The following is a 12,513-nucleotide window of genomic DNA, read 5'->3' as shown; positions in this document are numbered from 1 at the left end:
TTCTGATATAGCGCTTTGTATTTTGAGTTACCGGTTCTGAAAAGTCACCGCCCTGAGGAGATACAGCACCTATAATCGTAACAGAACCGTCAGTTCCATTTAAGTTATTAACATATCCTGCACGCTCATAGAATTCAGAAAGACGTGATGACAGATATGCCGGATATCCTTCTTCAGCAGGCATCTCTTCAAGACGACCGGATATTTCACGCAGGGCTTCAGCCCAACGGGAAGTCGAGTCTGCCATTATAGCGACGTGATATCCCATATCACGGTAATATTCAGCTAAAGTAATCCCAGTATAAATAGAAGCTTCACGGGCAGAAACAGGCATATTTGATGTGTTTGCTATGAGAACGGTTCTGTCTGTCAGAGGTTTGCCTGATTTAGGATCGATCAGATCAGAAAATTCAGTCAAAACCTGAGTCATTTCATTTCCGCGCTCACCGCAGCCGACGTAAACGATAATATCTGCGTCTGACCATTTAGCAAGCTGATGCTGAGTCATTGTCTTACCTGTTCCAAATCCCCCCGGAATAGCAGCCGCGCCGCCTTTAGCGATAGGGAATAATGTATCTATTACACGCTGACCGGTAATAAGGGGACGAGAAATAGGCTCTCTTCTAACAAAATGTCTGGGTTCACGGATAGGCCAGTATTGAGCGAGCGTCAGTTCGTGAACGTTGCTATGTTTATCTTTTACCTTAACAATAACATCATCTATTTTGTATTCGCCGTCAGGAGCAGTAAAAGTAACTTCTCCGTCACATTGGAATGGAACAAGACATCTGTGTTCGATTAGTGCGGTTTCAGGCAGAGTGGCGTAAACTTGCCCCTCATTTACAGTCTCGCCCTGCTTTACTTTAATGGCTACATTCCATTTTCTTTCGGCATCAAGGGGAGGAACGTCGACTCCGTTTTCTATGAATACCCCTGTTTTTTCTGCAATAAATTTTAACGGTCTTTCAATTCCATCGAAAATGTTTGACAGTATACCTGGTCCGAGTTTAACAGACATCGGTTTACCAGTTCCTGTAACGGGCTCTCCCGGATACAAACCGCCGGTGTCTTCATATACCTGGATAGTTGTTCTTTCGTCAGAGATAAGAATAACTTCACCAGTTAAACGCTTGTTTCCGACGTGAACCATTTCACGCATGAACAGTTCGGTTGTTCCTTCGATTGTAACAACAGGGCCGTTGATGCCATGTATTTTATAATTTTTTTCTTTTGACACTTGCTCACCTGCTTTACTTTGATGCACTAAAATCAATTAATCGGGGAATTTACAATATTCAATAAAATGTTCCATTTCATCATCGATTTTTGAGTTGAAAGTTTTATTAATATATTTGCCAAGTGATTTTGAATATGCGATTATGCCCCCGATGATCGATGGATTCTCTATGATGTTGACATTACCGAGAGTGCTTTTGATAGAGTCGGATCTTTTCATGTCAATTGTGGAAATTTCTACATTAAGATCAGTCGCCATTCCGATTTCGTTATGAACAACGTTTAAAATATCGGTAAAATAATTATCATATTCAGCAGTATTTGTATACGCTGCTATGTTAGCTTTAACTTTATCAAATATATGCTGCTTTATTGAATCACGACGGATAAGCAATTCTTTTTTTATCTCAAGTGTTTTCTGAGAAACTTTTTTGTTAGCAGCATTGGTAATGGAAGCCATTTCACGATGAATACGTGTATAAGACTCTGCAAGAGCATTATTCTCGGCTTCATCCATTTCTTTGCTTTCGATTTCGTCAAGCTGTGATTCCAAAGCATTTTTCTCACGTACTGCTTCGTCAATTACGGCTTGTCTGAAATTTTGTATATTTTCGTTTAAACTATTTGAACTATCCATAATTACCTCCACCTGCACAAAAAAGTGCCAAGTTATAGCTTAAGACCAATCGCTTCGCTTATAAAGCTGGACAGAGAATCACGATCACGCCCAAAACCGTGTCTGTCTGGTATTTCCACAATCAGCGGAGAGGCACGATGAAACAATATGTTTGACACACTGTCAACGCATAATTTTTTAAGTTTTTCCGTAATGATAATAATTGCTACATCCTTATCATTTACCGCTGTTGAAAGCGCCTTTTCAGCCTCTTCTTTTGTTTTGGCAAGGACACCTTCAATACCCACGAGCCGTAAGCCAGTGATTGTATCCATATTATCGCTGATCAGAAAATATTTCATAATGACCCTTCAATATTAGCCAAGTTTATTTAGAATCTGGAAGGAAATAAGAAGTCCATACAGAACGATTCCTTCGCCAAGTGCAACAAATATTAGACTTTTACCAAACATTCCAGGATTCTCACTTGTAGCACCGATAGCTGCTGATGCACCGGCTGCAACGGCGATGCCGGCGCCTATACATGCAACACCTGTGCAGATAGCTGCTGAAAGATAACCTAAACCATTACTGCTTGCAGTAGCTGCAGCAGCTGCTGTAGGGATTGCTGTCGCGGCAGCTGTAGGAGTAGCGAAAATCGCAACTGTAAGCGCCAGAGAAACCATAAAGAACATTCCGATATTTGTTAAAATAACTGCCTTATGGCTCCTGATAGGAAGCTTGGTTTTTAAAAGAACAAATGGGGATAAGATAATTGCAACTAAGGTAACTGATAATGTGATAATCATATGAACACCCTCCAAAATTATTTTTTATATTGAATAGTGAGCGCTTCAAACGGTTTGCCTTCTCCACTGTAAAAGTGGCTGAAAAGCTCGTAGAACTGAAGTCTCAGAACCTGAATTCCGACAATCAAACCTTCAATTCCTATTACTAAGAGATTGCCGATTACTACAACAAAGATATTATCTGAACTGCCTGACATTCTGGCAAGGATAAACACGAACATCATCAAGCCTGCATGGTTCAATGCAAAAGCCCCGATACGTACGAATGATATAGTGTTGGTGATATAACTCAACATTACTTCGAACAGTTCAAAAAAGCTCTGTATGAAAAATTCCACTTTGCTTGCGTGTTCTTCCTGAGCCTTTTCTTTATTTTTGATTTTATCAACCCAAGACCCAAGCGGTTCCTTAAAGAACATTACAATGAGAGGCAAAACGACAAATAGTAAAAGGTAGGGGACCGTCATAAAGTTTTGATTTAATAAGAATGCACCTATTACTGCAAAAATTACAGCAAAGTAAAAAATCATTCCGGCAAGCCCGTTGTTTGAAAATAATGCTTTTACTATATCTTTCTGCTTTATGCCGTTGTAAATATTAATGCCCATTGAAACAAGTAGGAGTAAAATTCCAAGTGCAATAGAGCCGCCTAGTGCAATATAAAAATGAGTTTCGTTTTGAAGCGGTTTTAACCCGGGCAAAAACTCTTCATATCCAAATACTGAACCATAAAGCACACCACCCAGCATTGAGAAAAGTCCGCATATTCCTATTATTTTCGCTAAAGGAATCTTTTTATAGAACCATAAACCAAATCCAAGAAGGGAAAGAACCAAGCCCTGTCCAATATCGCCAAACATAAGACCGAAAATAAGCGTATATGTCATTGCAACAAGCGGGGTAGGATCCACTTCATTGTAAAGCGGCATACCATATAACTTAACGAACTCTTCAAACGGCTTAAATATTTTTAGATTTTTAAGTTTTGTCGGTGGGGTAGGGAGAGATTCATCAGGATCTTCAAAAACACAAGGCACCACACCGAAGGTATTCGCCACCTTTTCAAAATCGGCGCATTTACACTCCGGAACCCAACCGGCCATATAAAAGCTGTCGTTAGTGTGAATAGCATACCTTCTTATTTCGAAAGCATCATTTTCATACTTAAGCCTTGAGTATAATTTCAATAAACGCTCTTTATTGTTATTTATGAAGACTTCCAAGTCTTCTAAAAGTTTTTTATCCCGTTTTTCTAAATCCTTTTGCGCTTCTTCAATTTCAGCCATTGCGTTTTTCGGCGTTCCGTGTGCACGCTGATTTATTTTTGTCCGCTCAAAGTGAAGCGAGGCAAATAATGAATCAACAAACTCTTCATGCTGACGCGGGACGAAATACATAAGCCAGACATAAGATTTGTCAGTCGAAGAAACCACGTATAGGTATTTTGATTCATCAAACTTCTGGGTACACAGTAAATCATAACTGTCTACCGGCATACGTCCAAACCGAAATTTAATATATTCCAAGTTAAATAAGTAATCGAGTGTGACATCAGTATTAATAATAGGGGCGATCTGCAGCATTATCTGATGATTTTCAGTCATTTCAGCTGAGTTTTTCTCATGCTGATCTAAAATAGAAATTAATTCATCTTCAACCGTGGAAATATCTTTTTCAAGATCATCTAAAGTTATTTTGTCATTTTGAAAACTTGAAAAATCGGGTTCTATATTTGCTCTTTTCAATATTGCATAAATCTTTTTAAGCAGTCCTGCATAAGGATTTGGCGTATCAAAAGGAAAGAAACCCTTGGTTTTTCTGGAGACGTCAGAGACATTTTCAGGATGAAAATCGTTGTTAATGCATAGTCTTGAAATCACATCATCAATCAATGGAACTGGACCGAAAACGTTTACGAGCTTCATTTTTTCAACAGCCATATTATAACCTCCTTAACTTATTTTGCCGGCAGTATTTTCTCGTCAGGAGATATACAGATATTTGCGCATTACATCCGGCATCAAGTCATATCCAACACTTTCGATTATGTTTATAATATTTTGTATTTCAATTTCCTGCAGCTGAAGATATGCAAGAGCTATACCAAGCGAAGGAGTTCCGCTGTTAAATAAACGTTTACAATAGCGCGTTAAAAACAGAGGAATCATTGCGTCAACATACATTCGGTCTGAATGTTCGAAAAATCCGCCATATGGGGATTTTCTCAACGCATTATAAACAGCCTCCTTATCAGGAGCCTGTAAGACAGCATTAAGCAGATTGCCTTTAAGATATTTCGAATAGGGAAGCAGATATTTTGATATAGTCTCCTTATCGTTCCCAGCGCCATAATATCCCTTTAGCCTGATTATAGCGGAAATATTTATAAAGTCAATCTGAGTAAATATCATATCAGTAATTTGATTTTTGGCGGCGTCATCCAAATTACTGAATAATTCAAGTTTATATCCGTAGTAACTAGTATATACAGCGTGCTCTACTTCAGTATAATCAAAATCCGAACCAAAGTCAGACAGTGCTGAATAATAGTGTGTTCCTTTTACAGCTTGCTGCAGATCATTGAACGAAATTTTTGACTGAAGAGATTTAAAGTCTATTTTTGAATGTTCAAGAAGAAATTCTGATTTAAGCATGAAATATTCGTCAGGTTTATGCGCTTTGATAAACCTAACATATCTTAAAATCTCATCTGCTTCCGCTTTTAAAATGATATAAGCAATAGATTTTTTCTGACTGAATCCGATGTAATTAAATAATTTTAAATATTTATAGAATAAGTCTTTTTTCAGTGCAGCTTCTATTGCAATTCTGCTCATGGCTGTTTCATCCATATCACGCAAAAGGAAACCATAAGATTCAGTGGATTTTAAAAATGAAAGCATTTCTCCAATATTTCGCTTTGACATGAGTGCTTCATAGTCGGATGACTTAAAAGAATAACCATGCATTGATTTAACTTTTGCTGTAATGGCACCATATTTAAAATAATCGTTCAGCATAAATACCTCCAAATGATAGAATAAGTTATTTCAAAATGCGTTTTGTAATTTCTTCTATCAAATGATCGGAATTTTCTGATTCGAATTTATCGAGTTTTTTTAATTCTTCATCACGGTAAGCAGAAAGCTCTGCAAGTCTTTTAACAGTTTCTTTTTCTTCCTGCTCAGCAATTATTCCTAGACGTCTGTCGGCACGGTCTGCAAGACTTTTTTTCATTGCATCAGCATTGTTCTGAATCTCAGCTTGAAGACTTGATTGTCTGTTTTTCGCGGACTGGGTGATCGCATGTGCCTCGTTTTCTATGTCTATTATTGTGTTTAGTATATTCTCCATATTTACTAAACCCCCTCCACTTTTCTATAGCTTAAAACTTAAAAAAATCCTCGCTAAAAGAGGATTTTAAATTAAGCGCCAGACTTAATGTCAGACGTTCATAGAAATTAGATTGTATATTATGAAAGCGATATCATTTGGAAAGGTAATCGCATAACAATAATATAGACCCATTTTTTTAAACAATCAAGAAAAAAAAACTAAAACTTAACCAAAAACAAGCATAATCCGCTTTTGCAATATATGTGTTTTGAACAAAATTTTCTTAATTTCTCATACTTTGCAGGGGGGCTGGAATCCTTCCGCCACGGTTTATAAGTTTAGCAGCAGAGTATGGTCTAACAGCCATAACAGGACCGCTGCCTAATAGACCGCCAAAACAAAGCTCTTCGCCAACGCTCTTTCCGATTGCAGGAATCAATCGTACTGCTGTTGTCTTGTTGTTTATGACACCAATAGAAATCTCATCAGCAATGATCGCGGAAATCGTTTCAGGTGCGGTATCCCCTGGGATTATTATCATATCAAGCCCGACAGAGCACACGGCAGTCATAGCCTCAAGTTTTTCTATGGAGAGTGAGCCTTCTCTGGCAGCGGCAATCATGCCCGCATCTTCAGAAACAGGTATAAATGCACCTGATAATCCGCCAACATGAGCAGACGCAAATGTTCCGCCTTTTTTTACAGCATCGTTAAGCATTGCAAGAGCAGCTGTCGTTCCAGGGCCGCCGCATTTATCAAGCCCTATCTCAGTCAGTATATCAGCGACAGAATCGCCGATTGCAGGCGTCGGCGCAAGTGAAAGGTCAACAATACCAAATGGAACGTTCAAGCGGCGAGATGCTTCGCTTGCAACAAGCTGACCCATACGGGTGATTTTGAAAGCAGTCTTTTTTATTATGTCGCATATTTCCGTAATATTTGCGTTTGGCGCTTTTGCAATTGCCGCACGAACAACTCCAGGACCGGATACGCCTACGTTTATTACGCATTCGGGTTCGCCGATACCATGAAAAGCGCCTGCCATAAAGGGGTTGTCTTCAGGAGCGTTCGAAAACACGACAAGTTTGGCGGCGCCAATGCAGCAGTTGTCACTTGTACGTTCTGCTGAGGCTTTGATTATTTTGCCCATTTGCTTGACAGCGTCAAGGTTTATTCCTGCTTTAGTAGTAGCGACGTTTACTGATGAACACACAAGATTCGTCGTGGCAAGTGCCTCAGGGATAGAATTGATAAGAGCGGTGTCGCCCTTTGTATAACCCTTGTGCACAAGCGCGGAAAAGCCACCAACAAAATTTACGCCTGTCTCGACAGCGGCACGGTCAAGTGCCAGAGCGAACTTGGCATAATCAGTGCTTTTACATGCGTTGCCCACAAGAGAGATAGGGGTTACTGATATACGTTTATTGATTATCGGTATGCCGTACTGTTTTTCAATGTCAGCACATGTGGAGACAAGATTTTTTGCGCATCCAGTTATTTTATCGTATATTTTCTGACAAGCTTTAGCGATATCTTCATCAGCGCAGTCGAGAAGGGATATCCCCATTGTAACGGTTCTAATATCGAGATTTTCACCCTCGATCATGTTAATGGTTTCAAGTATATCTTTTGTATTTATCATGTTGTCCTCCGCCTATATCTTATGCATTGAATTGAAGATATCCTCGTGCATAGTGTGAATATCAAGACCCAGTGTTTTGCCGAACATATCAAGTCTGTCAACAAGATCTGAAAAATGAATGTCGCTGTTTTTGATATCAACAATCATTATCATACAGAACAGATCGCTAAGTACGCTTTGAGAAATATCTACAATATTTATTTTATGTTCAGAGCAGTATCCGCTCACTTTAGCAATGATACCGACCGTATCCTTTCCCACAACTGTAATAACCGCGCGCATATTTTTTCTCCTTTTATTAATTAATGATTTTCATTATAAGGGCAAAATCTCTTGCCATTTATTTAATGACTTGTTATTATATTAACATATAAGACGTCAAAGTGGAAACAGTTTTTTTCTAAAAGAGGGGATATCACATGTTTACAGAGGATTATCATATCCATACAGAAATGTCTCATGACAGCGATGCAAAGCATATGGATGCTTGTGCAAGGGCAGCTGAACTTGGAATTGACGAGATCGCGTTTACCGACCATTATGACATCGGATTAACTGAGATCGAGGAAGGCTGCAATTTCAATGTTGCCGAAATGAAAGAAAAAGTCGGGCTGTGCCGTGAGAAGTATAAGGACAGACTAAAGATACGGTTTGGAATAGAAATAGGGCAGCCGCATAATGATCTTGAGAGGTCGCTCGAAGTCATAAAACGAGCTGAATACGATTTTGTGTTATGCTCGCTGCATAATAACAAGAGCGGCATAGATTTCTATTATGTTGATTATAAAAATATAAACTTTGATGAATTATATGAATCTTACTTGTCTGATATTGATGACATGATAAAGAATTTTAAAGATTTTGATGTGCTTGCGCACGTTACATATCCGGTTCGCTATGCAATGAAAACAATTAAAAGTTTTGATGTAACAAAGCATTATCCGCATTTACGTGAAATATTTAAAAAGCTTATCAGTATGGGGAAAGGAATAGAAGTTAATCTCTCCACACTCAGAACGGGGCTTTCTGATCCAATGCCGGATTTTGAAACTGTAAAACTTTATAAAAAACTCGGGGGGGAAATAATTACTATAGGTTCGGACGCACATTTTTCGCATCACGTCGGTTCAGAAGTGCATGATTCTGTTAGGACGTTATACGAAATGGGCTTCAAATATCTTGCAACATATGAAAACAGAAAATTAAAAATGAAAAAAATTCTGTAAACGGAGATTATTTATGAGTAAGCCTGTTTCGGTTATAAAATGCGAAGACTATGAGGTCTCCAGACTCGAAGATGTAATAATCAAACATTTTGAGAATTTAGGCGGCATCGAAAAGTTTATCAAAAAGGGCACAAAGGTACTTATAAAGCCTAACCTCATAATGGGAAAAGCACCGGATACAGCTGTTACGACACACCCTGCATTTATTGAGGCTCTCGCAAAAGTTATAATTAAAAATGGCGGCGTTGTTACTATTGCAGACAGCCCGGGGGGGCCGTTCACACCAATCCTTCTCAAAACTGTCTATAAATCGAGCGGGATGGATAAGGCAGCCAAAAACTGTGGAGCAAGCTTGAACTACGACTGCTCGGCAGATATGCTTCCGTTTCGAGACGGCGTTATATGCCATGAATTTCATTTTATAAAACCGTATTTTGACGCAGACTTGCTGATAACGGCCTGCAAGCTTAAAACCCACAGTATGACTGCTTATACAGGCGCAGTAAAAAATTTATTTGGGCTTATTCCCGGTCTTGAAAAACCGGAGCTTCATTCACGATTTCCAAAACTTGATCGTTTTGGCGAGATGCTTGTAGACCTGTGCGCAGCGGCAAAGCCAGCTCTTGCATTTATGGATGCAATAACTGTGCACGAAGGAAACGGACCAACCGGAGGCAGACCAAAACATGCAGGACTTACGCTTGCAAGCGAAAACCCATTTTCACTTGATCTTGCGGCAACATATATAGCCGGTTTTGATAAGAATGAAGTTATTACCGTAAAAAAATCTATCGAAAGAGGGCTAACTGAAAACAGTGTTGCAGATCTCGATATTATTGGTGAAAAACTTGATGATGTCCTGATCAGAGATCTTTTGAGAGCAAAAACGGATATTATTTCTATGTTTTCAGTCTTACCGCCGATTCTAAGAGTTGGATTAGATAAATTAATTGATCCGCATCCAAAGATTCAGCTGGAAAAGTGTGTCGGCTGCGGCAAATGCGCAGAAAGCTGTCCTGCTCATACTATTGAAATTTCAGATAGAAAAGCTCATATAAACTACAGCAGGTGCATAAGATGCTTCTGCTGTCAGGAAATGTGTCCTATTAAAGCGATAGCTATCAAACGAAATATACTTTTCAGACACAGGTGAACCAATGAACTCAGTTAAAACCTATGCTAAAATCAACCTCACACTAGATATTACGGGCAAACTTTCAAACGGATATCACTCGCTGTCTTCCGTAATGCAGACCGTTTCACTTTATGATGTTGTAGAAATATCAAAAAATGAAACGCAAAAAAATATTACCGTCAGGTCAAATGCTAAATATATCCCTCAAGATGAAAGAAATCATGCAGTTATGGCCGCAAAAGCTTTTTTTGAATATACAGGGATAAGCGGAAGTATCAATATAAATCTCATAAAAAAGATTCCGGTAGGCGCCGGACTGGCAGGAGGAAGCGGGAATGCTGCCGGAACGCTGTGTTTGTTGAATAAAATATATGACGCGGGCTTGTCGAATGATCAATTGCGAGCGATAGGAGTAAAAATCGGCGCAGATGTTCCGTTTTGCGTCGAGGGGGGGACATGCCTTGCAGAAGGGGTCGGAGAAATATTGACGCCACTATCCCCAATGCCGGATTGTGTTCTGCTTCTTGCAAAATTCGGCAGGGGGGCGAGTACGAGAGAAATGTTCGCAGCCTACGATCAAATGAAAAGCCCTCTGCATCCCCCTGCTGATAAAATGATAGATGCGCTTGAAAAGGGCGATCTGAATGCAGTTGCAAAAAATCTCGGAAACAGCCTTGAGGCTGTCACGGCACGCTTTGTTCCGGAAGTTTTGGAAATCAAACAAATGATGCTTGGCGGCGGTGCAATGGGAGCTGTAATGAGCGGCAGCGGAACGACGGTTTATGGGATATATAAGTCTAAAAGTGTTGCTGAAGAAACGCAGAGAGAGCTTCGAAAACGATATAGAAATATAAAATTGTTTATTTGTAAACCTGTAAATGTATAGAATTTAAAGCTTTTGTCAAGAATGTTGGCAGAAGCTTTTTTTATAATAAATCCGGTGATAGGTCCCGGATTCTTGGAAGGTGAAAAAATGAAAAAAATAACGCTTTCGCTTGCGTTATGTGTTTTGATTGTATCAGCTTTTAGCATTTACTCGGTTGCACAAGAGGGGCAAGACATTTCCGATAATTTTGTACGTCTTCATATAAGGGCTGACAGCAACGACGAAAATGCGCAGAAAATAAAACTTCAAGTCAGGGACTATGTACTTAAAAAAACAAAGGGTCTGTTTGTAAATGTAAATTCCGTTGATGACGCAAAAAAAGTGATTTCAGAGAATCTTGGAGTATTTGAGCAGACAGCAAACGAAGCATTAAAACAAGCGGGTGTTGATTACAAGGCACACGCTGTATTCGGGAAAAATTTCTTCCCAACTAGAGAATATAACAATTTTACACTCCCAGCAGGTAAATATGATTCGCTTATTATAAATCTGGGAAGCGGAAAGGGAAAGAACTGGTGGTGCGTGATCTACCCGACTCTTTGCTACAGCGGTTCGGATGTTTCTATCAAAGACAAAGATAAAGTTCAAGGATCACTGTCTGATGAAGAGTATGGACTTATAACTGGATCTGACGGTGAAAAGACTGTCGTCAAATTCAAAATACTTGAATGGTTTACTGATATAAAAGAGTACTTTTCAGATCAAGATAAGTAAAATATAATAAAAAACAATGAATTATGTAAACCTCCTGGTTGCTACAACCCGGAGGTTTTTATGTGTAACAATTAAAAAAAATTTATAGAAGGTTTCAGATTTTCTTTGAAAAACTCGATATTTATGGTATACTTTATGCTCTAATCTTAGAATAGTAAAATTATAGGGGGATGAAGATGAAAAAATTATACGAAAGAAATGGAGTTTTACACTCTCTTGTCTGGCTTGCCTTTTATCTTGTACTTAACACGATCACCGGAAATATCGCAGGCTTCATGAATGTTTATTCCGAAATGATCAGCGCTGTCCCGAACCTTTTTCTAGCTGCAATATGCTTCATTTATCTAAAAAGAACAGGTATTGCAAAAGAGATAGGGCTTTTAACTAAACCAAATGAAAAAACGGCGGTTATGCTATATTATATTCCTCTGCTAATAGTACCGTTTTTGAATTTGATTTACGGGATAAACACATCACTGTCTTTTAAAAAGGTTTTTGCATTTTTTGCAATGTATGTTGCAGTGGGATTTATGGAGGAGATCATCTTCCGCGGACTCATGTTTAGGGCGCTTAACAAGAAATGGAACCGCTACATAGTAGTTATATTCATAAGCTTAACATTTGCAATTGGACACATAGTGAGCATGGTGGCTGTCGCACAGACAGGCGAGGATACCGTTCTGCAGATAATAAACGCCTTTATAGTGGGCTTTTTATTTATGACAGTTATCCTTGCAAGCGGAAATCTGACACTCTGCATTATTGCCCATATCCTCTACAACTTCTTAGCGAATATTTCACTTGTCGGTTACACGCATGTTGAAATAATCTATATAACGGCAGTAATAACGGCTCTGTATTTTATATATCTTGTTTTTGCTTCGAAAAATATAAAAAATTATTTTGCAGCCTA

General features: G+C 38.9%; 14 protein-coding genes. 5 read left to right on the top strand and 9 right to left on the bottom strand.

What is annotated here, in order from left to right:
• The 9 genes from Q8865_09310 to Q8865_09270 form a co-directional block, all read right to left on the bottom strand.
• Window positions 1-1,237: V-type ATP synthase subunit A (locus Q8865_09310; protein ID MDP4153616.1), on the bottom strand; the 1,237-nt coding region annotated here is incomplete at its 3' end.
• A 36-nt stretch (window positions 1,238-1,273) separates the two neighbouring features.
• Entirely contained in the window at window positions 1,274-1,873 is a 600-nt protein-coding gene (locus tag Q8865_09305) for a hypothetical protein (GenBank protein MDP4153615.1), read from the bottom strand.
• Window positions 1,874-1,905: 32 nt separating this feature from the next.
• Window positions 1,906-2,214, bottom strand: coding sequence for a V-type ATP synthase subunit F (locus tag Q8865_09300; GenBank protein MDP4153614.1), 309 nt, complete (start codon window positions 2,212-2,214; stop codon window positions 1,906-1,908).
• A gap of 15 nt (window positions 2,215-2,229) precedes the next feature.
• The gene (locus Q8865_09295; protein MDP4153613.1) at window positions 2,230-2,661 is read right to left on the bottom strand and encodes an ATP synthase subunit C; all 432 of its coding nucleotides are present in this window, start codon (window positions 2,659-2,661) and stop codon (window positions 2,230-2,232) included.
• Between the two features lie 17 nt (window positions 2,662-2,678).
• The gene (locus tag Q8865_09290; GenBank protein ID MDP4153612.1) at window positions 2,679-4,601 is read right to left on the bottom strand and encodes a V-type ATPase 116kDa subunit family protein; all 1,923 of its coding nucleotides are present in this window, start codon (window positions 4,599-4,601) and stop codon (window positions 2,679-2,681) included.
• A gap of 42 nt (window positions 4,602-4,643) precedes the next feature.
• On the bottom strand, window positions 4,644-5,681 hold the full coding sequence (locus Q8865_09285; protein ID MDP4153611.1) for a V-type ATPase subunit: 1,038 nt from the start codon (window positions 5,679-5,681) through the stop codon (window positions 4,644-4,646).
• A 25-nt stretch (window positions 5,682-5,706) separates the two neighbouring features.
• Complete coding sequence (locus tag Q8865_09280) at window positions 5,707-6,015, bottom strand: hypothetical protein (GenBank protein MDP4153610.1); 309 nt, start codon at window positions 6,013-6,015, stop codon at window positions 5,707-5,709.
• 265 nt (window positions 6,016-6,280) lie between these two features.
• Window positions 6,281-7,639 carry a PFL family protein gene (locus Q8865_09275; GenBank protein ID MDP4153609.1) on the bottom strand — a complete coding sequence of 453 codons (1,359 nt, stop codon included), beginning with the start codon at window positions 7,637-7,639 and terminating at the stop codon, window positions 6,281-6,283.
• A gap of 12 nt (window positions 7,640-7,651) precedes the next feature.
• Window positions 7,652-7,921 (bottom strand): ACT domain-containing protein, encoded by a 270-nt coding sequence (locus Q8865_09270; protein MDP4153608.1) that lies wholly within the window; start codon window positions 7,919-7,921, stop codon window positions 7,652-7,654.
• Between the two features lie 137 nt (window positions 7,922-8,058).
• Here Q8865_09270 and Q8865_09265 point away from each other — a divergent pair, with 137 nt between their 5' ends.
• The 5 genes from Q8865_09265 to Q8865_09245 form a co-directional block, all read left to right on the top strand.
• Entirely contained in the window at window positions 8,059-8,865 is an 807-nt protein-coding gene (locus tag Q8865_09265; protein ID MDP4153607.1) for a histidinol-phosphatase HisJ family protein, read from the top strand.
• Between the two features lie 13 nt (window positions 8,866-8,878).
• Entirely contained in the window at window positions 8,879-10,018 is a 1,140-nt protein-coding gene (locus Q8865_09260) for a DUF362 domain-containing protein (GenBank protein ID MDP4153606.1), read from the top strand.
• Window positions 10,019-10,022: 4 nt separating this feature from the next.
• On the top strand, window positions 10,023-10,886 hold the full coding sequence (gene ispE / locus Q8865_09255) for a 4-(cytidine 5'-diphospho)-2-C-methyl-D-erythritol kinase (GenBank protein ID MDP4153605.1): 864 nt from the start codon (window positions 10,023-10,025) through the stop codon (window positions 10,884-10,886).
• Window positions 10,887-10,973: 87 nt separating this feature from the next.
• Entirely contained in the window at window positions 10,974-11,600 is a 627-nt protein-coding gene (locus Q8865_09250) for a stage II sporulation protein R (protein MDP4153604.1), read from the top strand.
• A 176-nt stretch (window positions 11,601-11,776) separates the two neighbouring features.
• A partial coding sequence (locus tag Q8865_09245) for a CPBP family intramembrane metalloprotease (GenBank protein MDP4153603.1) occupies window positions 11,777-12,513 on the top strand: 737 nt, incomplete at its 3' end.

It is taken from the genome of Bacillota bacterium (genome assembly GCA_030705925.1).
Classification (GTDB): domain Bacteria; phylum Bacillota; class Clostridia; order Oscillospirales; family Feifaniaceae; genus JAUZPM01.
This window is presented reverse-complemented; position numbering and strand designations above follow the sequence as displayed.

Bases quoted from the DNA above. Each gene is read 5' to 3' on its own strand.
- Q8865_09280 (MDP4153610.1), bottom strand. From the start codon at position 6,015: ATGGAGAATATACTAAACACAATAATAGACATAGAAAACGAGGCACAT.
- Q8865_09265 (MDP4153607.1), top strand. From the start codon at position 8,059: ATGTTTACAGAGGATTATCATATCCATACAGAAATGTCTCATGACAGC.
- Q8865_09250 (MDP4153604.1), top strand. From the start codon at position 10,974: ATGAAAAAAATAACGCTTTCGCTTGCGTTATGTGTTTTGATTGTATCA.
- Q8865_09260 (MDP4153606.1), top strand. From the start codon at position 8,879: ATGAGTAAGCCTGTTTCGGTTATAAAATGCGAAGACTATGAGGTCTCC.
- Q8865_09300 (MDP4153614.1), bottom strand. From the start codon at position 2,214: ATGAAATATTTTCTGATCAGCGATAATATGGATACAATCACTGGCTTA.
- Q8865_09295 (MDP4153613.1), bottom strand. From the start codon at position 2,661: ATGATTATCACATTATCAGTTACCTTAGTTGCAATTATCTTATCCCCA.
- Q8865_09270 (MDP4153608.1), bottom strand. From the start codon at position 7,921: ATGCGCGCGGTTATTACAGTTGTGGGAAAGGATACGGTCGGTATCATT.
- Q8865_09275 (MDP4153609.1), bottom strand. From the start codon at position 7,639: ATGATAAATACAAAAGATATACTTGAAACCATTAACATGATCGAGGGT.
- Q8865_09285 (MDP4153611.1), bottom strand. From the start codon at position 5,681: ATGCTGAACGATTATTTTAAATATGGTGCCATTACAGCAAAAGTTAAA.
- Q8865_09305 (MDP4153615.1), bottom strand. From the start codon at position 1,873: ATGGATAGTTCAAATAGTTTAAACGAAAATATACAAAATTTCAGACAA.
- Q8865_09290 (MDP4153612.1), bottom strand. From the start codon at position 4,601: ATGGCTGTTGAAAAAATGAAGCTCGTAAACGTTTTCGGTCCAGTTCCA.
- ispE (MDP4153605.1), top strand. From the start codon at position 10,023: ATGAACTCAGTTAAAACCTATGCTAAAATCAACCTCACACTAGATATT.